This window comes from Halorubrum vacuolatum (genome assembly GCF_900188065.1).
Taxonomy (GTDB): Archaea; Halobacteriota; Halobacteria; order Halobacteriales; family Haloferacaceae; genus Halorubrum; species Halorubrum vacuolatum.
The window spans coordinates 1-22241 of sequence record NZ_FZNQ01000008.1 but is presented as its reverse complement, the minus strand read 5'-3'; the positions used below and the strand labels follow the sequence as shown (position 1 = coordinate 22241).

Genomic DNA, 22241 nt, shown 5'->3' with positions numbered 1-22241 from the left:
GTCGGCGACGTGGACGACGTTGCGGCAAGACCCAGCCCGACCTCACCACTTATCAGGATCTGTTCCGACAAATTCGCATGGCACGTGATTACGTGGCAGATGCGATACCCACGGTGTACGATCTCCGGGAAACACCGGTGGCCTCCACGGAACCGGGCTTCGAGCAGACGGTGTTCAGAGGGGTCGATCGGATGGTCGGGCTGTCGACCATCGGACCGGAACGGGAGGACAAACCGCCGCACAGGCATCCGTACGAACAGACGAATATCGTCCTGGAAGGGACGATCGACTTCATCGTCGACGGGGAGCGGGTCTCACTGGAGCCGTACAACGCGTTCACCATTCCACCGGAGATCGAGCACGCGAGCCGCGCCGTCTCGGACGAGCCCTGTCGCCTGCTCGCGATCTGGCCCGTTCGTGAGGACAAACTCGATGCGACGGACTACCAGACCGAGTTCCATGTATAATCCGAACACCACAGGGGGTGATGCCGTATGGATCTGACCGGACGGACGGCCCTCGTGACCGGATCGAGTCGCAACATCGGTCGGGCGACCGCCGTCCGACTGGCCGAAGCCGGGGCGGACGTGGGGATCACCGCTCGGTCGAACGAGGAGGGCTGTAAGGAGACGGCCCGGTTGGTCCGTGAGACCGGGTCGAGCGCCGCCGTCGCGCTCGCGGACCTCGGCGACCCGGACGCGATACGCCGCATGGTTGAGGAGCTTCGGGAGACGCTCGGACCGTTCGATATCCTCGTAAACAACGCGACGATCCGACCGACGAAGCCGTTCGAGGATCTGGAACCGGCGGACATCGATCGGGTGACCGACGTGAACGTCCGCGGCTTTCTGCTCACGACCCAAGCCGTGATACCCGACATGCAGCGGGCGGGCGGCGGGTCCGTGGTGAACCTGATCGGCACGATGGTCTATCTCGGAAAGCCCGGACACGCACACTCCTACGGGACCAAATTTGGGATCGAAGGGCAGGTGCGACAGCTGGCGACCGAGTTCGGATCGGACGGAATACGGGTGAATGCCATCTCGCCCGGACTGATCGACGTCGAACGCACACGGACCGACGAGTGGGATCGGATCGAACGGTCGGTGATCGAGGCGACGCCGCTCGGACGCCTCGGGGAGCCCGAGGAGATCGCCGACGCCTGCTGTTTTCTGGCGTCCGACTCGTCGTCGTTCCTCACGGGACAGGTCATCCACGTCAACGGCGGCACCTATCCGACGGCGAACGTGATCCCGATCGACTGAATCGGAAGAATAACGCGAAGACGGAGCCGCGCTACATAATGCGGCGGGTCCAGCCGCCATCGAGCGGGATGACGGCGCCCGTGATGTAGGAGGCGGCCGGCGAGGAGACGAACGCCACCGCCTTACCGAACTCATCAAGCGTGCCCATTTGCGGGAGGGGAAGCTCTTCGACGCGCAGTTCACGGACCCGCTGTTCGCTGATCCCCTCACGTTCCGCGCGTGCTTGGATCTTCTCTTCGATCCGGTCCGAGAGCACGCCACGGGGTGCGACACAGTTCGATCGAACCCCTCGTTCGCCCTCCTCGTTCGCGAGCGTCTTCGAGAGGCCGTAGATCCCCGGACGGAAGACGTTCCCCAGCGTCCCGGGGGATTTCGGTTCGGCGGCCGACGCGGCGACGAGATGGGTAATCGCCCCGCCACCCTCGCGAAGCGCCGGGAGCGCGGCCTTACACTGGATCGCCGTGCTCCGAAGCACGTCGTTGTAACCGCCGTCGAGCTCGTCGAGAGTGGTCTCCTCGAACGTCGCGTTCTCCGGGCCACCGTGGTTCGTCACGAGCACGTCCAGCCCGCCAAAGGTCTCGATCGCCTCGGCGATCCCGGACTCGATCGAGTCGCGATCTTCGAGGTCGACTTCGACGGCGTGGACGGCGTCGTCTCGGCCGGTCTCCTCTGTGATCCGTTCGCGTGCGGCAGCGAGGTTCTCCGCGGAGCGGGAGGCGATGGTGACGTTCGCGCCCTCACGGGCGAATTCGAGCGCCGTCCCGAACCCGAGCCCTTTGCTTGCAGCCGACACGAAGACCGCCGAGTCCTTCAGTTGAAGGTCCATATCATTCTCTCACAGTTTTTCAAATTAATCGTTCCGTTCGCGGAAGGACAACGAGGCGGCGACGATCCGGCTAGTCGAGGGCGTCAATCTCCGCGATAAGGTCCTCTACGAAGACGTCGAAATCCGGGTTTTCATCCCCACGCATCCACCGATACCTGACGATTCCATCCCGATCGATGACGAACACGCTCCGTTCGGCCGACTCGATGGAGCCGTACATATCGGGATACACCACGTCATACGCGTGGATGAGTTCGTGGTTCCAGTCCGAGAGCAACGGAATATCGAACCCGGCTCGCTCCATCCAAATGTTCTGTGCAAATGGGAGATCGACACTCACCCCGAATACCCGACAGTTCCGCCGTCGAAACCGATCCATCGAGGCGTCGATCGTCTGCAGCTCGTCGGTACAGCCGCTCGTGAACGCGCCGGGGACGAACGCCAGGACGATCGGTCCATCCGAGAGCAACTCCGAGAGCGAGCGTTCGGAAACGTCATCATATCCGTCGCCACCCGCCATCGGAACCGTAAACGCCGGCGCCGGGTCTCCAGGTGTGACCATCGATCGCTATTGGTCCTCGATACGCAAAAATCGCATCGACAATCCGCACCGAATCCGGAAACGCCGGATCAAAGAGATCCACCGAAGTACGTCGAACGCTGCTAGCCGCCCGCTCATCTGTTCTCTCATGACTTGATGATGGAGCCAGCCGCGGCCCCGCCCACACATATCACGAGGCATACATTGGGCAACGGGGACGCTGGATACCGACCTCAATCGCGCACAAAAGCCACAGTATAATATAAATTATATACTTTCTGTTTTGTTATTAAAATGAATGCGGCTGGTGAAGACAACTCAGGCCGGAACACACTGCTTGGATACCGCTGGACGAGACCGATCGGGAACGGCTTGGATTTCGAACTTCGCTCCGGATCGGCTCGGCATCGGGCGCACAAGAACACGCTTAAGAGTGCCGACGGCGACCCATATCTTGGGAACAGCACAGCTATAGATCCGACGCGCCGGGGCCTATTCGCCCACGGCTTGGGAATGTAGCAGTGCACCGCCGTCTCCGGCGTGCGGCAGGCCGCCGCATTCGCCCGTTTGGATACCCATTCGATCGGGCGGTCGGCCGCCACCGTCGGGGTCGCTCGCATCGGCGAGTCGCCCCGCCAGCCGCGCCGCGCGGAGTCACGGTCACGTCGTAGTTGTGCCGTTCCAATCAGACCAATGGCACGAATGCACACGCGCCGTCGCGGCTCGTCCGGTTCGGACAAGCCGGCGACGGACGAAACCCCGGAGTGGAGCGACGTCGACGCCGAGGACATCGAGTCCCGCGTCGTCGAACTGGCGGAACAGGGTCACGACCCGAGCGTCATCGGCCTCAAACTTCGTGATGAGGGCGTCAAGGGCGTTCCCGTCCCTGACGTGAAGCTGGCGACCGACAAGAAGGTCACCGAGATCCTCGCCGAGCACGACGCCGAGCCCGAACTCCCGGAGGACCTCCGAAACCTCATGGCCCGCGCGGTTCGGCTGCGCGAGCACATGGAGAGCAACGGCCAGGACTACCAGAACAAGCGGGCGCTCCAGAACACGGAGTCGAAGATCCGGCGCCTGGTGAACTACTACCGCGGCGACGTCCTCGATGAGGAGTTCGCCTACAAACACGAGGACGCCGCCGAACTGCTCGAGAAGTAACGACCCGACCACACCGAGACCACCCGACCACACCGAGACCACCCGACCACACCGAGACCACCCGACCACACCGAGACCACCCGTGACAGAGACCACGACCGTCGATACGCCCGCCCCCGACGCGCTCGCCGCCGTCCTCCTCGACGCGCCGTTCGTTCGGCTCGTCGCGACGAATGACGGCGACGCGCTCGCCGCGACGGGGCTGCTCGCCCGCGCCCTTCGCGAGCGAGGCGTGCCGTTTCAGGCCCGCGTCTCCGCCGATCCGACGCCCGAAACGACGGGCGATGACGTCGGCGTGAGCGTCGGGACCCCGGCGGCCGGTGGAGCGTACACCGTCTCGGGGGCCGGCCAGCCGGCCAGCGTGTCCGCGCATGCGATCGCCCGTGCGCTCGGAAACGATCCGGACCCGGTAGTGACGCTCGCGGGCGTCGTCGCCGCGGGCTCCGTACCCGGCGTGGATGGCTCCGCCGACGTGCTCGAAGCCGCCGTCGAGGAGGGGCTCATCGAACGCCGGCCCGGCGTCGCGGTGCCGACCGCCGATCTGCCACAGGGGCTCGCGGCCTCGACGCTGCTCCGCGCCTCGTGGTCCGGCGACCTCGAGGCGACGCGGGCGACGCTCGTCGCCCTCGATCTACCAACCGAACTCGACGCCGATGCACACCGCCGACTGGCTTCGCTCGTCGCGATCGACGTCGCGGCGGCACCCGAGGCGAGTCCGAACGCGCCGGAGGCGGTGGCGCATGCGCTGGGGCCGTACGCCATCACGGACGGTCGACCCGCCGCGACGGTCGGCGGCCTCGCGGACGTACTCGATCTCCTGGCGCGCGAAGCGCCCGGTACGGGGATCGCGCTGCTGCTCGCCGAGGGGGCCGGCGATCCGACGTGGTCCGCCGCGCTCGATGCGTGGCAGGCACACGGAATGGCGGCACATCGCGCGCTCGATGCGGCGACGACGGCCCGGTACGACGGCTGTTTCGTCGTCCGTGTCGACGCGACTGGCGCCGTCCTGCCGACGGTCGCCCGACTCGCCTGCGCGTTTCAGTCGCCGGAACCCGTCGTGGTCGCCGTCGACGAGACGGGTGGCCGCCTCGCGGTCGAGGCCACGGAGCCGCTCGGCGTGGGTGACGCCTGTCGAGCCGCCGCCGCGGAGGTCGGCGGAACCGGCTGGGGGTTGCCGACGCGTGGGGGGATCGAGATCGAGACGGCCGCACCCGACGCGACCGTCTCAGGGGCGCTCGCGGCGCTCCGGGGGTCGGTGTAATGAACCCTGATGGCGACGGGCGGACACGATCCGGCGGACGGTCCGCGACCGTTCGAACGACCCATACCGATGTGACGCTCGTCGCGGAGGCACTCGCCCCCGACAACACCGACTCGATGAACCTGCACGTCGATGGCGACGCGATCGTCTGTACGATCGAGCGGCCGACGACGGGGGGACTCCGGTCCACGACGGACGATTACGTGGTGAACCTGCAGGTCGCAGATCGGGTCGGAATACGGGCACGGACGCACAGAACGGGCGGATCGACGGACGGTCGATCCGCCACGGATCAGCGGACGAGCGATGACGCCGACGGGGCATCATCGACCACCAAGACATCAACCAACAATGAGTGAACGATCAGTATCGAAGAGTAGAGGACAGAAACGCTGGTACGACGTACTGGCACCCGAACAGTTCGACCGCGCGGCGCTCGGCGAAACGCTCGCCGAGGAGCCCGAGCAGGTGATCGGCCGAACGATCACGACCACGCTCGGCGAGCTCACCGGCGACGCCGGCGCGAACAACACGAAGCTCACGTTCAAGATCACGGACGTGGGAAGCGACACGGCCTACACGGAGTTCATCAAGTACGAGCTGACCCGCGACTACCTGCGCTCGCTCGGCCGCCGCGGTGCCTCGAAGGTCGAGGCGTCGATCACGGTGTTGACGACCGACGACTATCGGGTTCGCGTCCAGCCCGTCGCGTTGACGACGAAGAAGGCCGACCGCTCCCAGGAGAAGGCGATCCGCCGCGTCATGATCGACAAGGTACACGCCGCCGCCGAGGACCGAACCTTCGAGTCGTTCGTCGACGTCGTCGTCGACGGGAACCTCTCGTCGGCCGTCTACGGCGAGGCGAAGACCATCTATCCGCTGCGTCGCGTGGAGGTGCAGAAGCTGACCCTCGAGGCGCGTCCCGCGGAGGTCGCCGCCGAGGAGGAGGCCGCCGTCGACGTGGACGCCTCCGACGTCGCCATCGACGAGTAACGTCGCTGGCGGAGTCGACGATCGCCGACCGGGAACGCCCGCACCCGACCTTTTATACGCGCGCCGACGCGACCGCGAAGTCAGTGACCCGCCGACGAAACCGCCGAGCGGCCGGCTTCATTCGGGGACCGGCTCCGGACGGGGTGAGGTCCGTGCCGCTTCGGCCGCTTTATAAAGGATGAGCAGTCCGAGGACGAACGAGGAGCCGACGAGCAGGAACACGCTGAGGAGGTCGAGCGCGTCGGTGCCGAGCCAGGTGGCGAGCTCGCGGAGCGCGATGCCGACGCTCGCGAGCACCATCATCAGCCCGAAGTAGACGATCACGTCGTTCTCGTCGACGCTCGTGGTCGCCGCGGAGCCGAGTCGCGCGCCGAGCGCGCTTCCGAGCAGGAGGAGCCCGACGACGGTGAGGTTGACCGATCCGGCGGTACCGTACGCGAACGTCCCGTATGCGCCCGCGAAGAGCCCGGCGAAGAGGCTGGTCCCGACGGCCGCGGTAAGCGGCGTCCCGATGACGTAGTAGATCGTCGGCATCCTGATGAACCCGCCGCCGACGCCGATGAGCCCCGATATCACGCCGACGGTACCGCCCGCGCCGCCGATCGTCCAGAGCGAGGCGCGGCCACCAGAGGAGAGGGCGATCATGGGCGGGACCCGATAGGACTGGATCCGCCGGGCGATGGGCGGGATCTCCTCGTCGCTGACGCCGCCCGCGTCGTCCGCGGCATCGTCGCCTTCGCTCCCCTCATCATCATCCGAGAGCGACCGAGCGCGCTGCAGGAAGAGCGCGCCGATACCGCCGAGGAGGAGCACGTAGGCGACGCCGGTCACGAGGTCGGCGACCCCCAGCGCCTCCAACCCGAAGATGAGCCGACTGCCGATCTCGATCCCGATCGAGAGGACGACGAAGAGGATCGCGCCGAGTCGGTAGTCCACCTCGCCCACGTCGTAGTGTTTCAACACGGCGATGACGGAGGTCCCGAAGTAGAACGCCAGCCCGCTGCCGATCGCGACCGAGGCCGGGTAGCCGAGGACAAGGAGCGTCGGCGTGATGAGAAACGACCCGCCCATGCCGAAGAAGCCGAACAGGACGCCGACGGTGAAGCCGAAGCTGACGAAGAGGGCGACCAGGCCGATGCTCAATCCCAGAAGCTCCATCGGTTATGCGTCCGTGAGGAACGAGATGATCGGCTCCGCCACCCGTTCGAGCACCGCATACCCGACGTACAACACGACCGCGATGGCGAGGATCGCGCCGACGAAGACGAGGCCCTGCAGGATCCCGGGCTCCATCGCTGATTCGATCATGCGGCGACCCTCCACGTGTCGTGGGAATAGATGGATGACATGCGTTGTTCTTCAGTACCCTTTAGTGCGGGTGAACAAATAACGCTTGTGGGAATATTCTACAATACTATTGATACGTATCCGATAGGGAACGAACGGAAATATTCCCATACGTTATGGGAATATCGGCTCGGCATCCATCACGCGCCGATCTGTTCTCACGGAGATGTTACCGCGCGCGTTTCGATCCGATCGCCGCTCGCGACCGGCTCCCCGGGAACGACTCACGGGTCCAACCGATCGTCTCGATCGATCCGTATTACTTCGGAACGGAGCTATATTGATCGATCAAAACAATATTATGGGTGTAGGGAGTATAGCAGGTATGAAAGCGGTACTCGCCACCGACCTCTCGGCGGCCAGCGAGGCGACGATCCACAACGAGACCTGCCTGGCCTGTCTCGGCCGCATCGGTGTCGAGGAGATCCACCTCGTGACGGTCATCCCCGCGAACGTCCACCGTGGAATGCCCGGAATCGACTTCGAGAAACGCCGTCGGCGGGCGATCCGCAGCTACGAGCGGGTGATCGCCGAGGCCGGCTTCGACAGCGAGGTCCACGTCGTCCGCGGCACGCCCCACCGGCGGATCCGCGGGCTTGCGGAGACGCTCGGGGCAAGCCTCACGATCGTCGGCTCCCGGGGGAAGAGCCCGCTCGAAAACCGGATCATCGGCTCGACGGCCCGTAACCTCGCCCGGACGACGGAGACCCCGTTGATCGTCAACCGGATCGAGCGTGGGACGGACGAACCGTCGGTGGTGAAAACACAGCTCTTCAGGCGGATGTTGTACGCGACGGACTTCTCCGAGAACGCCGACCGCGCGTTCGAGTCGTTCTCGTACCTCCGGCACGCGACGAAGGAGGTAACGCTCGTCCATGTCGAGACGCCGAAGGATCCCGGCGACGGTGACGACCCGTCGGATCAACTGGAGACGCTCGCCGCACAGCTCGCCGACTGGGACATCGAGACGCGGATCGAGGTCCGGCAGGGTGACCCGGCGGCGGAGATACTCGCGGTCGAGGAGGCGGTCGACCCGACGACGACGCTCGTCGGATCGCGAGGGCGAAGTCGGCTTCGACGGCTGCTCATCGGAAGCGTCTCGGAGGACATCGTCGCACGGGCAGCCGGCAACGTGATGATCGTCCCGCCGTCGTAGCATATAAAAAGAGAGCGGCGCCCGGACGCCGCGTCGAACGAACCCGATCAGTCGTCGGCCGGAGCCGCCGTGCTCGAATCCGCCCGGATGCTCCTGAGGGCACCCTGCGCGTACGCGCCGAGGAACATCCCGGCGATGGCCCACAGGATCGTCACGTTCCCGACCCCGAGGCTCGCGTAGGCGGCGCCCGGACAGATGCCCGATAGCCCCCAGCCGACGCCGAAGACCGATCCGCCGATGAGCACGTTTCGATCGAAGGACTTCAACCGGCGACCGTACGGTCGGCCGGTGAGCGGCGCCCCGGATCGCAACCGGGGCGCGAGGAAGAACGCGAGCCCGGCCACGATAGAGCCCCCAAACATGACGAACAACAGCCCGAGGTCGTCGAACGTGAGGAAGTTCAACACGACCTCGGGCCGGGCCATATGGCTGAAGCCCAGCCCGAACCCGAAGACGAGTCCACCGAACAGCACGAGCGGGATGAACAGCGGATGACGGTCGGCCATCAGGGACTCACCCCCATCGCCGCGACGAGGTTCGCCGTCACGATGGCGACGATCAGGAAGGTGACCACCCCGACGAGCGACGTCCGCGAGACGGAGCCGACGCCGCAGATCCCGTGCCCGGAGGTACACCCCTTCCCGATCCGCGTCCCGATCCCGACGAGGACGCCGCCGAGGAAGAGCCGCCACGGCTGTACGTCGGTCAACCAGACGGTGACCCCGCCGACCTCGCGAAGCTCGCCGGTCGTGCCGGGCGTATAGAGGCCACTCTGCAGGAGGCCCGACTGGAAGGTCACGGCGTAGATCGCCGCGCCGCCGATGATGCCGAGGGTGAACACCACCCGCCAGTCACGCGAGGTGACGAACCGGGCCTGCTGGAACCGACTCCGGTCCGAGACGTACGAGAGCGTCGATTCGAGGAACGTGCTCGCGCCCGCATGGATGCCGGTGCCGAGGTAGATGATCGCGGTCGCCAGCCCGACGAGGACCCCACCGACCGCGTAGCGGGCGATCCCGTTGGGAAAGAACGCCTCGGCCGTACCGGCCCCGAGGAGTTCGGCGATCATGGTTCGCCCTCAACGTGGCGATCAGTCGCTGGTGAGCGCATTCTGACTGGCCGCACAGTTGTTCGGGCCGAGTTCGAGCGTGAACGCCTCGTCGTCATCGACGTCGTTCACGCCGAGGTTCGTCGCGATGATCTCCTCGTAGTTCGCCGGTCGTGGCGGCATGTCCGCGAGGACGGTCTCGACGAACGCCTCCTCGTCCATCGAGAGGGCGTCCATTCGCTCGCGGAGCTCGCCGATCGGAGCCGTGTAGGTGCCGTCGGCCGCCGGCTCCGCGGCGTCGCTGAAGTGGGCACCGCCGATGAGCACGTCCGGGTCCAAGCTGAGGACGCGAGTCTGTAACGATTCGTGTAACGTCCGCGCCGCATCGGGTGCCCCGTCATCGCCCTCCTCCAAGTCGGGACGGGCGACGCTTTCGATGAAGAGCCCGTCGCCGGTGGCGAGGAGGCTTCCATCGAGGAGGTACGAGGTCATCCCGGTCGTGTGCCCGGGGGTGAAGACGACCTCGATCGTCGCGTCGCCGACGGCGAACTCCTCGCCGTCCTCGGTGAGCGTCACCTCGTCGGTGTAGGTGACGCCGCGGTCGGCGGCGGCCGATGGCAACACGGCCTCGACGTCCTCGGCGGCCAGCTCCCGGAGCCCGGAGATGTGGTCCGCGTGGACGTGCGTGTCGAACGCGTATCGGAGCGCCACGCCGAGGTCATCGGCGTCGGCGAGATATCGGTCCGTGAACGCCCGAAGCGGGTCGATCACCGCGGCCTCGTCCCCGGAAACGAGGAGATAGCCGAGACAACCGCTGGAGGGGCGCTGGTACTGCAGGAGCGTCCCCGCGCCGTCGTAGCCGGTCACCTCGTGGGCCTCGTAGATGGAGGCCCAGCCGTTCATCCCCTCATCGAGGTGGTCGACGTCGTACCCACGGTCCGCGAGCGCGCCGGCGACGTATTCGCTCGCGCCGCCTTTCGCACACAAGACGGTGACGTGTTCGTCGGCCGGGATCTTCGCGAGCACGTCGTCGTCGATCTCCTCATCGAGGAACTCGAAGTAGGGCACGTTGATCGTGGTGACGTTCTCGCCGCCGATCCGCCACTCTTCGTAGTCGTTCGCCATGCGGCTATCGAGAATGACCACGTCCTCTCCGGCGTCGATGCGTGCTTTCAGACTCTCGGCGGTCACGGACTCGACGTCCGACTCCGGGGTCGGAAAGTCAAGTTCTTCGGGATTCATGTACGGTACCATACCGGACCAACGGACATAAAACTTCGGTTAGTATTTCCACTTTTACGCAATACTCTTTCCCAAGTCGCGCTCGAGGCTCCAGACCCAGACATACGCACACACCGCCCAAGACGTTTCTTATATTCTGGATATCGCCGCCGACGGATCCACCACCAGATTTATATTCTTTGTACTAGTATTGTGTGTCAGCCACAACAAAGGCTGGATCATCATGAGCACGGAAACTGCGGACGAGACGCTGGACGTGAAAGGACTGAACTGCCCGATGCCCGTCATCAAGACGAAAGGTGCCTTCGATGAACTCGCCAACGGCGAGACGATGGAGGTCGTCTCGACCGACTCGGGGAGCATGAGCGACATCGCGGGATGGGCCGAGTCGACGGACGGCGCGGAGCTCGTCGATCAGGTGGAGGCGACCGAGGACGGCACAGCCGTCTACAAACACTACGTTCGGAAGGCCGAGTAATGAGCACCGATACGCCAGCGTCCGAGGAGACGGACGTGGCCCCCCCGACGGCGGAGGACCTCGCCGAGCTTCGCGCCCGGATCGAAGAGCTCGAAGCCGACGTTGCGGCCGTGTCCGACGACGACACCCCCGACAAGATGGTCATCATCGCGACGAAGGGAACCCTCGATATGGCGTACCCGCCGCTTATTCTCGCGAGTACGGCCGCCGCCTTCGGCTACGAGGTGACCGTCTTCCACACCTTCTGGGGGCTCGAAATACTCCACGAGGAGAACTCGAAGGATCTGAAGCTGAGTTCCGTCGGCAACCCCAACATGCCGGTCCCCAACCTCATCGGCGCGCTCCCCGGCATGGACCGGATGACGACGCGAATGATGCGCTCGAAGATCGCCGACAACAACGTCGCCTCCGTCGAGGAGCTGATCCACACGGCCATCGAGAGCGGCGTCGACCTCCAGGCCTGTCAGATGACCATCGACCTGCTCGAATACGACGAGGACGACTTCTACGACGGCGTCACGACCGGCGTCGGTGCCGCCTCGGCGTTCCAGGAGATGGCCGAGGCCGACATCCAGCTCCTTATCTGAGCCTTCGGGCGTCGCGTGAGGCTCCCCGACCTCGACTACCACGCAGATATCGTCTTGTGAGCAGACATCCTCTCTGGCCGATCCGTACCAACCAGCGAGTACGTCCATCTTCGTTCAACTGGAAGGCTCAACGTGGGTTTGATCGGTGACGACGGGACTGATGCGTTCCGCCACATTCACAGCGCACGAAGGTGGACACGATATGACCTACTCTCGGGGAAGTCATTGGCCGAAAGAGTTCTCTATAGGTTCCACAGGGGACCGCTCAGTGCAGGTGGTTGGTTTCAGACGTGAGAGATGTTGTTTCGACTGTGTGCGTGTCGACGACGTCTCCCGACCGCGTCCATGACGTCGCCGGCCAAGTCACGAAAGATCTCGGCCGTCTCGGTCTCCCCGAAGACGATCGGCTCACCGGCCTCGCAGTGGTCGCCGATAGCCGGATCGAGCGGAATGCGACCCAGAAGCGGCACGTCAAACTCGTCGGCAAGGGCCGCTGCACCGGTCGTCGGAAACACCGCGTGGCCCTCGCCACAGTTTGGACAGACGAACGTGCTCATGTTCTCGACGAGGCCGAACACCTCGGCTTCGTACGGCTCGAACTGCGAGATCCCTTTCCGAACGTTGTCGAGCGCGACGTCCTGGGGCGTCGTGACCACGACCGAACCCAGCACGGGCATCTGCTGGAGCATCGTCAGCTGTGCGTCCCCGGTTCCGGGTGGCAGGTCGACCACGAGATACTCGACGCCGTCCCACGCGACGTCGTGCCAAAGGTCGCTCAACATCTGATCGACGACCGGGCCTCGCCAGGTGATCGGGTTCGAGTCGTCGACCATGAAGCCGACGCTCAGTACCTGAATGCCGCCGGCGTCGACCGGGAGGATGGTGTTTTCGCCGCCGGGTGGGACCATCTCGTCGGCGACGCCGAGCATTCGGGGGATGTTCGGGCCGAACACGTCGGCGTCGAACAGGCCGACGGACGCCCCACGATCGGCGATGCCGGCGGCCAGGTTCGTCGAGATCGTACTCTTGCCGACGCCGCCCTTTCCGGAGGAAACGGCGATCACGATCGGCCCCCCCGAGGCTGGCGTGTCGTCGTCGATCCGCACCGACAGCGCCGGTTCATAGCCAGCGGCGTCGACCGCCTCACGGATTCGCTCGACGAGTTCGGTTTCAGCCGGTGAGTGCGGCGCGCCAAGCGCGAGTTCGATCGTCGCGGTTTCACCCTCGACCGTGATCTCGCCGACCAGTCCCTGTGCGACGATATCGTCCGCGACCGCGGTTCCGTCGGTGAATGGATCGGGTGCTGGAATCGTTCGGAGCCGTTCGCGAAGGTCCTCAGTCATGGACGAGTGGATGGCTGGCAGGATGATAGTGGTGGTGTTTCCACACGACCGCTGAAAAAAACGGGCGTTGGCATCCTCCCCAAAATTGGATGCGCGATCGGCTGCCCTACTCGGACGAGGGTGGGTCGCCGTACGGTTCGGCCAACGGGAGATCGAACAGCGTGGCGATCCGTTCACACCGCTCGTCGGTGGACGCGGTCGATCGGCCGTCGAGTTCCTCACGGACGGCCATCCGAACGCGTTCGGTAACCACATCGGCCGCGATCGCTTCCGCCAACTCGCGGAGGACGGCCGCCTCCTCGTCCGTCATCGTCGAATGTGCGGCCCACGTCGCCTGCGCAGTTGCGACCTCGTGTGACACGATCTCATCAACGTACCGTTCGAGCGCAATACACAGTTGCCGGTCGCACGGCTCGGTGGTGGCCGATACGGGCGTCGTCTCCGTTGCTGATGAGCTTCGATCCATCTGTGTTGAGTGACCCGAAAGCGTGGGGGTGGAGGGTGGTTAAAACGGGGTAATCATGCCGAAGACGATCCCCATCATCGCCGTCGAGCCGATCATGAACACCGCCATTGCGGCCATGACGCCGAGACCGATCCCGGCGGTCCTGAAGTCCCGCGGCTCGCCGAACAGGAAGCCGGCGAGGACGGTGTAGACCGGCAACAGCAGGAGCCCGAGCAGGATCGGGATCCCGATAGTGGTTGTCATTAGTTTCTCACCTCCTCGGTCGACGCCGTGTCATCGAGCAGTCGGCCCATCGGCACGAGTTTCGTCGCTATCGAGAACAGGAGGATCGCGACCAGGATCGACCCGATCGTGATCACCCACTCGACGAGCGTCGGCACGTAGGTGCCCACCTCATATGGCAGCCCCGAGGAGTACATGAGCGGCTCGATGACGGTCAGTTGGCTCTTGACCCACACACCCCACAGCATGACTACGCTGACCACCGCCAGCCCGACGCCGCCGGCGAGCATCCGTTCGCGGAAGACCGCCAGGATGAGCATCGGGATCGCGACGGCCCCCATGGCGAGCCAGAAGTCGGTCGCGAAGTGACCGTACAACATCGCCTCACCGACCCGTGATTCGGCCAGCGGTGCCATCGGGAAGATGCTCGGGAGGAGGTTGTTGAACTGCACCACGAGGTAGACGAAGCCGAACAGGGTGAGCGCTTTCCCGAGTCCGACGAAGACCTCCTCGGGGAGGGCCTCCTCCATCCCGTAGAGGTACCGAAGCACCCCGGCCGTGATGGCGAGCACCGCGACGCCGCTCATCAGTCCGGCTGAAAGGAACGCGATCCCGGCGATGCCGCCGTACCAGCCCGCCTGTGCGCCGACCACGCCGAGGAGCCAGCCGGGCACCATCCCGCCGGTGAACGCGAGGATCAACAGCGCGAGGCCGAGCCAGCGCAGCATCGAATCGAGCTTTTCACGCTCTTCAGGCCGGAAGCCTAGGGTCAACAGTTCACCGAGAAGCGCCGTGTAGACCGGCAGCTTGTTCAGATCCATCTCGCTGAAGTCCCGCCGCAGCGAGAGGATCAGCATCGCCGAGGTCATCACCAACAGCGCGGTGACGAACGTCACGTCCCACGCCAGCGGCGAGTACTGGACGGTGACGAACCACGCGGTCAGGATGTTGAGCACCCGGTCGGGTCGCCCGAGATCGATGACGATCAGGTAGGCGGCCGACAATCCCGAGATGAGCGCCCAAAGCTCACCGATGCGCGCGATGATGTCGTAGCGCGTCAGCTCGTTGTACCGAATGTAGCCGACGGCGGCGAGCGCACCGACGGCCATTCCGGCGAACCATTCGAAGGTGCCGATGTAGATGCCCCACGTCACGCCCTCCTGGGTTCCCCAACTGGCGAGGTCGGTCACGGCCAGTCCGTGTTGCAGCTGGTGAACGATCGCTTCGAGCATGACCAGCGCGGCGATGCCGAGAACGACGACCAGCGCGAGGAATTTCACGCTGAGCGTCTTCAGGGGCGTTAATATGGTGTTGTTAGTGGTTGACATCAGTCATCATCCTCGTGGCTGCCGATCTCGATCTCGCGTCGTCCGTGTCGTTCGCGGACGAGGTCGAACTCGTTTTCGCCGGTCGGACCGTCGGTCTGGGTCGCCGTTCGCGACGGTTCGTTGCCGACGTAGACGATGTTCGGTTCGGTTCCTTTGTCCTCGAGCAGCCGGTAGGTCGGCTGGCCGCCGGTGTCGTTGGCCAGATGCTGCCGCGGGGCGCTCTCCTCGTCGTTCATATCCCCGAAGTGGATCGCATCGACCGGGCAGACGTCCTCACAGGCGGTCGTCCCTTGGAGCGACTCGTCGTCGCTGACCTGGCGGTGTGCACAGAACGTACACTTGCCCATCGTCCCCTGCGGGGCGCTGCCTGCGGCGGTGACGCCGTCGACGTCGCGGTCGGCCTCGAAGTCGCCCCCGCCGGGTTCGGCCCACTCCATGTAGTTGACGCCGTACGGACAGGAGACCTCACAGTACCGGCAGCCGGTACACTGGTCGTAGTCCGTCAGGACGATGCCGTCCTCCTCCCGCGTGTAGCGGGCGTTGGTCGGACAGGCCGTCTCACACGGGGCGTCCGAACAGTGCTGACAGGGACGGGTGAGGAACTCCTCGTTGTCGGTGTAGTCGTCCTCCTGGTAGCGGAGGACGGCCATCCACAGCGACTCCGCCGGGTTGCCGTTCTCCTCGTTACAGGCGTCCATACACTGCAGACAGGCGATACAGCGGTCGGTGTTGATCGCCATGCCCATCTGGACGTCCGACTCGGAGTCGCCGTCGCCGCTCTGGGCGGCGACCGTGCGCGTCGATTGCTGTGCCGCGCTCAACCCGAGCGTCCCGAGGCCGATCGCGCCGGCGGTTTTCAACATCGACCGGCGTGACCGTTTGCCGTTTCCGGTGCCGGGAACCCCGGGCAGCGGCGAGCCGTCCGCCTTCTGTGGCTCCGGCGCGGTGGGTCGATCGTCGACGCCGAACTCGTCGAGAACGTCCTCGTGGTATTTGGCCTGGTATTCGGCTTCGGTCATCTCGCCTCGGGCGACGCGCTGGGCGTCGCGGGCGAGCCCGACCCCGAGTTCGACGTCGAAGCCGGTACCGTCGACGACCTCGGTCGCCCACGCCTCCCAGGCCTCGCTGTCGATATCGTCTGGGGGATCTGATGCGTTCATATATACTATTCATCGCGCACCCCCCGTAGCAGATCCGCCGTATAATGCAGTTATTTATATACCCCCTGATGGATACGGCGCCGCGGAGATCGACTACCGAGATCGAGCGATCTCCGGTGTGAGCGCCGTGTATGTTTTCACCAGTTTATAAAAGACCGCACAGGATAGTGGGTCGAGAGCCTATTTTCGGGGGGCCATCGCTTCTTCGAGGTCGATCATCCGCTGGGCGAACGCCTCGGGGTCTTCGTCGTGGTACTCCCAGATATTGATCTCGTCGTTACGAATTTCGTCGACGCGAGGATGTTCACCGCTGACGAGCCACGTCCAGTCAGTCTGACCGGGGTACATCAGTGGGATGGTGTACGTTTCGATCTCGTCCCAGTCAGGTCGCCCGTCGACTTCCTCGGCGACGAGACCAGCATCCTCGTGGACAGGATCCTCGGGTTCGACGCCGAGGCCGAGTTTGTACGGATAGCCAACCCAGTGCCATCGCTGTGCACCGCCGCCGTGGACCGCCGGCGAGAAATCATACACTTCGCCCGGTTCGAACTCCGTTTCACCGAGGAAACCAACCGACAGGTCCCGCCACATCTCCATGGTCCACGTGCCGTTTTCGTACGTCGCATCGACCTGCCAGATTGCACCAGGGCCTTCGACCGCGTCCGGGCGGCTGTACCGACGTGGGATCACCGCACCCTCATAGACATCGGCTTCATCCTCGTCGAACGGAACCATGTTTTCGCCTTCGATCAGCGCGTGCGTGTCGGTTTGTGGAACGTTGCCCTCATAGATTTCATCGAGGTCAAGTGTTCCACCTTCGACGACATCCGGGTCAAACATGAACTCCGGGTTGCCGTCGACGATATCTTGGCTGTTTCGGATCCGCGTCGACGGTTCGTCCATGGCACCGTGTCGGTGATCCAGAATACAGTGGGTCGTTCCATACCCACCGGGGGCGCCACGGTGTGCTCGCAACATCGGCATATCGAGGAACTCGCCGTTTTCGAGCATCTCGTCGAGTTCTTCTTGATCTTTGACGTCGTCCCAGTCGTTCTCCCACCACTCGCCGTTTCGAGACTGGGGGATGTACTTTCGAACGTCGTCGTTTTCGAGAATGTCGCCGTGGTGTGGGTGATCTTCGACTTCTTCGCCCTCGACTGCACCGGGCAACGTCCGCGTCCCTTCGTGAATGGTTAGCCATCCACCGAAGTTTGCGAACCCTTCAACGCTCCCGTCGTCGATCATAAACGAAAGCCGATCTTCGGTGAAGCCGTTGAAGATATCACCGACTCCGTAGTCGGGATCGGCGACTCCAGGATTTGGATCGCCGTATCGAACCCATTCATCATCTTCGTAGACAAATAGGTCATGGAACCAACCGTTTGGCACGTCCCACTCCCACGTGAAATTGAAAAAGATCTGCTCGTCGTTGTACGCGATCTGGGTATCGAGCGGGATGACGAGATCCTTCATTACCCAGTCCGGCATCATCGTATCGATCGCGGTATAATCTGGGCGTTCGACTACATCATCGTCATCGTCATCATCATCCACGTCGTCGTCATCAGGTTCTTCGGGTTCTTCGGGTTCTCGCTGCTCCGGCTCCTCGAACAGCCCCAGACAGCCAGCAACCGCTACCGTCCCAGCGCCGGCGATCGCCCCGAGCAGTCGACGCCGATGCGTCTCGGAACTCCCCCGAGGCATCGTGAACTTCCCGTTCAGTTCCTCTTCTATCGCTGCCGCCTCCTCGTCGTCGAGTGGCGGCTCGCGTTTATCCTTGTTACTCATCCCGGTTGAGAGTATGACACCTAGGGGTATTTGAATATGTCTGGACTATACAGTTGTTTATACCGCCTTCGCGGCGGACCCGCCACGAGGCGAACGAGTATCTCCAGGAAAGAAGCGTCCGCTCCCGCCTCGGGTCCGTCCCGTGGTCGCCGTCTGTTATACTATTACGAAGCCGCCGGGGTCAAGTGACCCCTTCCGAATCCAACGTCGTCAATCGACGATCCCAGAGCACCAACAGGGCCGGAAGCACGACCAGCGTCGCCATCAGCGCGTAGCCCGTGACGACCGCCGTCACGAAGCCGAACCGCTGCAACGAGGGGATGATCGTCAGCATCAACAGCCCGAAGCCGGCCATCGTCGTCACTCCGCTGGCGAGGACCGCCCCGCCGGTTTCGACCAGGGTCAATCGGAGGGCGTTCCGACGACCGCCTGCCCGGCGTTCGGTCACGAACCGATCGGTGAGATGGACCGTATAGTCGGTTCCGAGCCCGATGGCGATGGCGACGATCAACGCGGTCTCGGCGTTGAACGGGATCGACAGCACCCACAGCGTGCCGATCAACCACGCAATGGCCAACAGCACGGGCAGCATCGCGACCAGCCCAAGGGACCACGACCGATGGCGGAGCCGGAACACGCCCACCAAGAGGGCCGTGATCACGCCGAGTGCGAGCAGAAACGTCGTGAGAACCGTCTCGAGGATCGCCCGCTGTTCGACCGCCTCGACGACCGGCTCGCCCGTCGCCGTCGCCTGCAGGTTCGGGTCGTCATCGATCACCGCCGCCGTCGAGCGGGCGTCCGTGTAGATCGCCTCGGCGTCGGCCGTTTCCTCGATCACGACCGTCAGCCGAAGCGCGTCGTACTCGCCGCCGTTGTCGCTCCCGGCGGTTCGGTGGATCGTGCCGCTGGCTGCGGCCTCGTCGGCGGCGTAGACGGCATCGAACAGTGCCGTCAAGTCCTGATCGTCATCGCCAGTACCCGTCACACCGCGCTCGGCGGCGAGCGTGGCGACCGTCTCGTTCCCCGCAGCTATCTGCTCGACGGTCGTCAGTGGGCTCTCGATGACCGGTCCGTCGGCCGCCGATGTCGCCGTCGTGGGCCGGTCCTCGGCGTGTGCGTGCGCCGCATTGAGCGTCCGATCGACGGACCCGGCGGTGACGTTGCCAGTTATCAGGATCTCGACGGTCCGATCCGACGGCGACTCGAAGGTGGATTCGACGAACAGCGTTTGCTCGCGGAGTCCCGCCGACGCCGGCTGCAGCGGCTCCGGCAGCGACGCCATCCAGCCGGCTTGTTCTTCAGGCAAAAAGTCCGTCCGATCGGTCGACGTCTCGACGGCGGTCGCACCCATCGCGCCGCCGGCCGCCACCAGAACGGCGAGCGCGACGACCAGCACCGGTCGACGGCTCCCGATCGAACCACAGGCGACGAGTAGCCGACGGACACCGTCGAGCGAGCCGACCGTCGATGGGGCGCCCGGACGGTCCGAGCGATCGACCAGTCCATCGAGTTCGATACGGAGGGCCGGAAGCAACAGCCCGAAGACGACGAACGCCGAGCCGATGCCGATCGCGGCGGCGACCCCGAACTCCCGCAAGAGGCCGATCGGGCTGGCGAGGCCGGCCAAAAACCCGGTTGCGGTCGTCAGCGTCGTCGCTCCGATGGCGACCACCACGCCAGCGACTCCGGCGGCCATCGCGGTTGCAACCGGCCACGCCGGCTGGCGTGTTCGATGCTCCCGATAGCGCATGACGACGTGCAGCGAGTAATCCACGCTCAGGCCGACCAGCAGGCACGGAACCGCGATCAGCAGCTGATTGAACGAGAGCCCCACCCAGCTCATCGCCCCGACCAGCCAGACGAAAACGAGTCCGATACCCACGGCCGCGAGCGCGACGTCGAGCGGATCCCGGTAGCTCAACGCCAGCAGCCCGACCACGACGAGCACGATCAGCGGCCCGACGACCAGGAAGCTCTCGCCGGTCGCACTCCCGCTCCGGTCAAGCACGAGCTGTTCTCCGAGGACGAACGATTCGACGCCGGACTGCTCGAATCGTTCGTCGGCGGTCGACTCGATGGCCTCTTGGGCTTCGAGCAGCTCCGCGTCAGTGGCCTCCTCGTCGTGGACGACGATGATGAGCTGTGCGTTCGCCTGCTGTCCGGCCTCGTACTCCCGTGGAACCAGCGCGGAGACCGGCGGCTGGTCGGGCGGCGACAGGTCGTCACTCCTGAGTGCGACGCCGAGTGCGGCGTCGATCTCCTCGTCGCTTCGACCCTCCAACGTCCGATACTTCCCCTCGATGTCGGTCTCACCGCCGAGGGCGATCCGTGGGTCCGACGCCAGCGCGACCGCATTTGCAAGGCCGACCGTGGGCTGATTCTCTGTGAGGGTCGCGTTAATCGTCGGATCGGCTCGAAGGTCCTGTTGAACTCTGAGCGTCTCCAACAACACGGGTTTCGAGACGGTATCGGTCGACTCCGAATGGATGACGACCTGTGACACCGGACGCGTGTCCCGATCGAATCGGTCGCTCGTCATTTCGAGGGCCTCGTGTTCCGGCGAACTCACGTCGAACGTCGCCACCTCGAAGCCGCCACCCGACCCGAACAGGAGACCACTGCCGACGGCGACCGTTGCAAGGAGCAACACGACAACCAACAGCCGGCTTCGACGCTCAAACAGGACGATTGCCCAGTTGGGTCGGCCGTCGGTCGATGGCGATGTCATGCTACGGTCGTTACGCGAGGAGCGGCCTCGACAATGAATATCCTCCCGAGCGGTATGTAAACGACGCGTTCAGTGGACACCCGCATCCGCTCGCTCACGAGTGACGTCACTGATGCAGCCATCTGGAGCGACGATTCCGATCTCGACGAACGGGATCCGGTCGAGACGTACTCGACAAGCGACGGTATCAACTCGTTCGACACGCGCTGACTCAATGGGCGATCGAATGTCTGAATGCCCACCAGGTTGACGTACACGAATTCCCGTGGACACCACTCGCCTCTCAACTCTCGACCGAACGCAAATACCTTGGGTTCGTCCGACGGGCGGTGTTCAGATAAGGATTGAAAGGTGAGGCGATGCGTTTTCAAAGTGATCTCTGCCCGAAAACGCCTAGCTCAGCGGCTGTTTGGATGAGATCAACGTAGATTTTGTGGAACGAGAAGCAACACCGCGGCTGTTGATGAAGCTCAGTCTTCGGCTTCATCCCTCCGAATTATGCTTTCGAATACTGCCTCTTCACTTGAAATGTTCGGTGTTGGTCGGGGTCGTCCAACCGTTCATAACTGGATTCATAAGGCAGATCGACAGCCGGAGGCTGGTCGAAGCCCGAATCACGTTGCTGTTGATGAAACGGTGATTCAGCGTGACGACGAACAATCCTGGCTGTACGCTGCTGTCGATCCCGACTCAAGCGATCTGTCACACACAAGTCTTGAACCGACGAGAAACAACATGATTGTCGATCAGTTCTTCACTGAACTTGCGCCAAACACGAGATCGAGGAGGCGAGTATATTGATCGACGGAGCGCACTCACTCCACAGAGGTTGCCGCAAGCACGACCTCGATTTCAGAGACGAATGTCACGGAAATCGAAACAGCAATGAACATGTCTTTCGTGAGGTAAAACGCAGAACACTCTAGTTCTCAAACTGTTTCAGCAACGCAGAACCAGAAACTGCCGAACAGTGGATCAGATCGTTCGCCTTCGCATGGAATCAGCTTAGCTGAACACTACCGTCACTGCTGAGGAAAGAGATTAATCCTATGCCATCATGTGTCATGACACATGTCGTTTGGACAACCTGAAGAAGCGCGCCATCCACTGACGCCACTGACCGAAAGCGAAGTCGAAGCAGCGTGGACGACCGTCGAGGAAGAGCGGTCTCTTTCCGACGACGCGAGGGCCATCGAAATTTCGCTGGCGGAACCGTCCGTGGAGGCGCTCTCGTCGTTCCATAGTGATGGGAGTCTGCCGGAACGACGGGCGAAAGTGGTCGCTCGGGATAAAAATCATCA

The 22241-nt window shown here is 63.9% G+C and carries 24 protein-coding genes and 2 pseudogenes; 12 read left to right on the top strand and 14 right to left on the bottom strand.

The genetic code is table 11. The features are described from left to right. The first annotated feature begins 77 nt into the window (after positions 1-77). Together CHB65_RS08875 and CHB65_RS08870 are read left to right on the top strand one after the other, a co-directional pair. On the top strand, positions 78-467 hold the full coding sequence (locus tag CHB65_RS08875; RefSeq protein ID WP_089384709.1) for a cupin domain-containing protein: 390 nt from the start codon (positions 78-80) through the stop codon (positions 465-467). A 27-nt stretch (positions 468-494) separates the two neighbouring features. Continuing rightward, entirely contained in the window at positions 495-1265 is a 771-nt protein-coding gene (locus tag CHB65_RS08870) for an SDR family NAD(P)-dependent oxidoreductase (protein WP_089384708.1), read from the top strand. A 31-nt stretch (positions 1266-1296) separates the two neighbouring features. On the opposite strand, the gene CHB65_RS08865 is transcribed toward CHB65_RS08870, so the two are convergent. Both CHB65_RS08865 and CHB65_RS08860 read right to left on the bottom strand, forming a co-directional pair. Next, positions 1297-2091, bottom strand: coding sequence for an SDR family oxidoreductase (locus CHB65_RS08865; protein WP_089384707.1), 795 nt, complete (start codon positions 2089-2091; stop codon positions 1297-1299). Positions 2092-2161: 70 nt separating this feature from the next. Next, positions 2162-2653 (bottom strand): redoxin domain-containing protein, encoded by a 492-nt coding sequence (locus CHB65_RS08860; protein WP_089384706.1) that lies wholly within the window; start codon positions 2651-2653, stop codon positions 2162-2164. Positions 2654-3325: 672 nt separating this feature from the next. Here CHB65_RS08860 and CHB65_RS08855 point away from each other — a divergent pair. The 4 genes from CHB65_RS08855 (at position 3326) to CHB65_RS08840 (ending at position 6047) form a co-directional block, all read left to right on the top strand. After that, the gene (locus CHB65_RS08855; protein WP_089384705.1) at positions 3326-3793 is read left to right on the top strand and encodes a 30S ribosomal protein S15; all 468 of its coding nucleotides are present in this window, start codon (positions 3326-3328) and stop codon (positions 3791-3793) included. An 82-nt stretch (positions 3794-3875) separates the two neighbouring features. Next, the gene (locus CHB65_RS08850; RefSeq protein ID WP_089384704.1) at positions 3876-5054 is read left to right on the top strand and encodes an exonuclease RecJ; all 1179 of its coding nucleotides are present in this window, start codon (positions 3876-3878) and stop codon (positions 5052-5054) included. Next, the gene (locus tag CHB65_RS08845; protein WP_245809944.1) at positions 5054-5413 is read left to right on the top strand and encodes a KEOPS complex subunit Pcc1; all 360 of its coding nucleotides are present in this window, start codon (positions 5054-5056) and stop codon (positions 5411-5413) included. Before CHB65_RS08850 ends, CHB65_RS08845 begins: the two co-directional genes overlap by 1 nt. After that, complete coding sequence (locus CHB65_RS08840) at positions 5406-6047, top strand: 30S ribosomal protein S3ae (protein ID WP_089384703.1); 642 nt, start codon at positions 5406-5408, stop codon at positions 6045-6047. The genes CHB65_RS08845 and CHB65_RS08840 overlap by 8 nt, the downstream gene beginning before the upstream one ends. A 117-nt stretch (positions 6048-6164) precedes the next feature. On the opposite strand, the gene CHB65_RS08835 is transcribed toward CHB65_RS08840, so the two are convergent. Beyond that, positions 6165-7205 (bottom strand): sulfite exporter TauE/SafE family protein, encoded by a 1041-nt coding sequence (locus CHB65_RS08835; protein WP_089384702.1) that lies wholly within the window; start codon positions 7203-7205, stop codon positions 6165-6167. A gap of 3 nt (positions 7206-7208) precedes the next feature. Beyond that, positions 7209-7355 (bottom strand): DUF7512 family protein, encoded by a 147-nt coding sequence (locus tag CHB65_RS17420; RefSeq protein WP_179213625.1) that lies wholly within the window; start codon positions 7353-7355, stop codon positions 7209-7211. Between the two features lie 364 nt (positions 7356-7719). Here CHB65_RS17420 and CHB65_RS08830 point away from each other — a divergent pair, with 364 nt between their 5' ends. Further along, entirely contained in the window at positions 7720-8550 is an 831-nt protein-coding gene (locus CHB65_RS08830) for a universal stress protein (protein ID WP_089384701.1), read from the top strand. A gap of 47 nt (positions 8551-8597) precedes the next feature. Here the strand turns inward: CHB65_RS08830 and CHB65_RS08825 are convergent, their stop codons facing one another. From CHB65_RS08825 to CHB65_RS08815, 3 genes are read right to left on the bottom strand one after another with little or no spacing between them, the layout of a single operon-like run. Beyond that, positions 8598-9056 carry a YeeE/YedE family protein gene (locus CHB65_RS08825; protein WP_089384700.1) on the bottom strand — a complete coding sequence of 153 codons (459 nt, stop codon included), beginning with the start codon at positions 9054-9056 and terminating at the stop codon, positions 8598-8600. Then, entirely contained in the window at positions 9056-9619 is a 564-nt protein-coding gene (locus CHB65_RS08820) for a YeeE/YedE family protein (protein WP_089384699.1), read from the bottom strand. The genes CHB65_RS08825 and CHB65_RS08820 overlap by 1 nt, the downstream gene beginning before the upstream one ends. 21 nt (positions 9620-9640) lie before the next feature. Next, a complete protein-coding gene (locus CHB65_RS08815) occupies positions 9641-10840 on the bottom strand; it encodes an MBL fold metallo-hydrolase (RefSeq protein WP_089384698.1) in 1200 nt (399 codons plus the stop codon). 223 nt (positions 10841-11063) lie between these two features. On the opposite strand from CHB65_RS08815, the gene CHB65_RS08810 reads away from it, so the two are divergent. After that, entirely contained in the window at positions 11064-11318 is a 255-nt protein-coding gene (locus CHB65_RS08810; RefSeq protein WP_089384823.1) for a sulfurtransferase TusA family protein, read from the top strand. Beyond that, the gene (locus tag CHB65_RS08805) at positions 11318-11905 is read left to right on the top strand and encodes a DsrE/DsrF/DrsH-like family protein (RefSeq protein ID WP_089384697.1); all 588 of its coding nucleotides are present in this window, start codon (positions 11318-11320) and stop codon (positions 11903-11905) included. Before CHB65_RS08810 ends, CHB65_RS08805 begins: the two co-directional genes overlap by 1 nt. A 284-nt stretch (positions 11906-12189) precedes the next feature. Here CHB65_RS08805 and CHB65_RS08800 read toward each other — a convergent pair whose 3' ends face one another. The 7 genes from CHB65_RS08800 to CHB65_RS08770 all read right to left on the bottom strand — a co-directional run bounded on the left by CHB65_RS08800 (position 12190) and on the right by CHB65_RS08770 (position 20940). Next, positions 12190-13248: an Mrp/NBP35 family ATP-binding protein gene (locus CHB65_RS08800; protein WP_089384696.1), complete on the bottom strand. Its 1059-nt coding sequence runs from the start codon at positions 13246-13248 to the stop codon at positions 12190-12192. Between the two features lie 106 nt (positions 13249-13354). Next, positions 13355-13714, bottom strand: a complete 360-nt coding sequence (locus CHB65_RS08795; protein WP_089384695.1) for a hypothetical protein — start codon at positions 13712-13714, stop codon at positions 13355-13357. Between the two features lie 39 nt (positions 13715-13753). Next, complete coding sequence (locus CHB65_RS08790; RefSeq protein ID WP_089384694.1) at positions 13754-13957, bottom strand: hypothetical protein; 204 nt, start codon at positions 13955-13957, stop codon at positions 13754-13756. Continuing rightward, positions 13957-15264, bottom strand: coding sequence for an NrfD/PsrC family molybdoenzyme membrane anchor subunit (gene nrfD, locus CHB65_RS08785; protein ID WP_089384693.1), 1308 nt, complete (start codon positions 15262-15264; stop codon positions 13957-13959). The genes CHB65_RS08790 and nrfD overlap by 1 nt, the downstream gene beginning before the upstream one ends. Next, a complete protein-coding gene (locus tag CHB65_RS08780) occupies positions 15264-16424 on the bottom strand; it encodes a 4Fe-4S ferredoxin N-terminal domain-containing protein (RefSeq protein WP_089384692.1) in 1161 nt (386 codons plus the stop codon). Before CHB65_RS08780 ends, nrfD begins: the two co-directional genes overlap by 1 nt. A 180-nt stretch (positions 16425-16604) precedes the next feature. Continuing rightward, positions 16605-18212: an ethylbenzene dehydrogenase-related protein gene (locus CHB65_RS08775; RefSeq protein WP_218818931.1), complete on the bottom strand. Its 1608-nt coding sequence runs from the start codon at positions 18210-18212 to the stop codon at positions 16605-16607. Between the two features lie 181 nt (positions 18213-18393). After that, a complete protein-coding gene (locus CHB65_RS08770) occupies positions 18394-20940 on the bottom strand; it encodes an efflux RND transporter permease subunit (RefSeq protein WP_089384691.1) in 2547 nt (848 codons plus the stop codon). A 72-nt stretch (positions 20941-21012) separates the two neighbouring features. Between CHB65_RS08770 and CHB65_RS08765 the strand changes: the two genes are divergently transcribed. The 3 genes and pseudogenes from CHB65_RS08765 to CHB65_RS08755 all read left to right on the top strand — a co-directional run. Then, positions 21013-21150: a hypothetical protein gene (locus CHB65_RS08765; RefSeq protein WP_245809943.1), complete on the top strand. Its 138-nt coding sequence runs from the start codon at positions 21013-21015 to the stop codon at positions 21148-21150. A gap of 199 nt (positions 21151-21349) precedes the next feature. Further along, positions 21350-21953: pseudogene (locus CHB65_RS08760) on the top strand (IS6 family transposase). 58 nt (positions 21954-22011) lie between these two features. Continuing rightward, positions 22012-22241 (top strand): annotated as a pseudogene (locus CHB65_RS08755) (primary-amine oxidase); the annotation flags it as partial.

What these genes read in the sequence shown, in the direction of transcription:
- CHB65_RS08875 (WP_089384709.1), top strand. Translation starts at nt 78, where the DNA reads ATGGCACGTGATTACGTGGCAGATGCGATACCCACGGTGTACGATCTC.
- CHB65_RS08870 (WP_089384708.1), top strand. Translation starts at nt 495, where the DNA reads ATGGATCTGACCGGACGGACGGCCCTCGTGACCGGATCGAGTCGCAAC.
- CHB65_RS08865 (WP_089384707.1), bottom strand. Translation starts at nt 2,091, where the DNA reads ATGGACCTTCAACTGAAGGACTCGGCGGTCTTCGTGTCGGCTGCAAGC.
- CHB65_RS08860 (WP_089384706.1), bottom strand. Translation starts at nt 2,653, where the DNA reads ATGGTCACACCTGGAGACCCGGCGCCGGCGTTTACGGTTCCGATGGCG.
- CHB65_RS08855 (WP_089384705.1), top strand. Translation starts at nt 3,326, where the DNA reads ATGGCACGAATGCACACGCGCCGTCGCGGCTCGTCCGGTTCGGACAAG.
- CHB65_RS08845 (WP_245809944.1), top strand. Translation starts at nt 5,054, where the DNA reads ATGAACCCTGATGGCGACGGGCGGACACGATCCGGCGGACGGTCCGCG.
- CHB65_RS08840 (WP_089384703.1), top strand. Translation starts at nt 5,406, where the DNA reads ATGAGTGAACGATCAGTATCGAAGAGTAGAGGACAGAAACGCTGGTAC.
- CHB65_RS08835 (WP_089384702.1), bottom strand. Translation starts at nt 7,205, where the DNA reads ATGGAGCTTCTGGGATTGAGCATCGGCCTGGTCGCCCTCTTCGTCAGC.
- CHB65_RS17420 (WP_179213625.1), bottom strand. Translation starts at nt 7,355, where the DNA reads ATGATCGAATCAGCGATGGAGCCCGGGATCCTGCAGGGCCTCGTCTTC.
- CHB65_RS08830 (WP_089384701.1), top strand. Translation starts at nt 7,720, where the DNA reads ATGAAAGCGGTACTCGCCACCGACCTCTCGGCGGCCAGCGAGGCGACG.
- CHB65_RS08825 (WP_089384700.1), bottom strand. Translation starts at nt 9,056, where the DNA reads ATGGCCGACCGTCATCCGCTGTTCATCCCGCTCGTGCTGTTCGGTGGA.
- CHB65_RS08820 (WP_089384699.1), bottom strand. Translation starts at nt 9,619, where the DNA reads ATGATCGCCGAACTCCTCGGGGCCGGTACGGCCGAGGCGTTCTTTCCC.
- CHB65_RS08815 (WP_089384698.1), bottom strand. Translation starts at nt 10,840, where the DNA reads ATGAATCCCGAAGAACTTGACTTTCCGACCCCGGAGTCGGACGTCGAG.
- CHB65_RS08810 (WP_089384823.1), top strand. Translation starts at nt 11,064, where the DNA reads ATGAGCACGGAAACTGCGGACGAGACGCTGGACGTGAAAGGACTGAAC.
- CHB65_RS08805 (WP_089384697.1), top strand. Translation starts at nt 11,318, where the DNA reads ATGAGCACCGATACGCCAGCGTCCGAGGAGACGGACGTGGCCCCCCCG.
- CHB65_RS08800 (WP_089384696.1), bottom strand. Translation starts at nt 13,248, where the DNA reads ATGACTGAGGACCTTCGCGAACGGCTCCGAACGATTCCAGCACCCGAT.
- CHB65_RS08795 (WP_089384695.1), bottom strand. Translation starts at nt 13,714, where the DNA reads ATGGATCGAAGCTCATCAGCAACGGAGACGACGCCCGTATCGGCCACC.
- CHB65_RS08790 (WP_089384694.1), bottom strand. Translation starts at nt 13,957, where the DNA reads ATGACAACCACTATCGGGATCCCGATCCTGCTCGGGCTCCTGCTGTTG.
- nrfD (WP_089384693.1), bottom strand. Translation starts at nt 15,264, where the DNA reads ATGTCAACCACTAACAACACCATATTAACGCCCCTGAAGACGCTCAGC.
- CHB65_RS08780 (WP_089384692.1), bottom strand. Translation starts at nt 16,424, where the DNA reads ATGAACGCATCAGATCCCCCAGACGATATCGACAGCGAGGCCTGGGAG.
- CHB65_RS08775 (WP_218818931.1), bottom strand. Translation starts at nt 18,212, where the DNA reads ATGAGTAACAAGGATAAACGCGAGCCGCCACTCGACGACGAGGAGGCG.
- CHB65_RS08770 (WP_089384691.1), bottom strand. Translation starts at nt 20,940, where the DNA reads ATGACATCGCCATCGACCGACGGCCGACCCAACTGGGCAATCGTCCTG.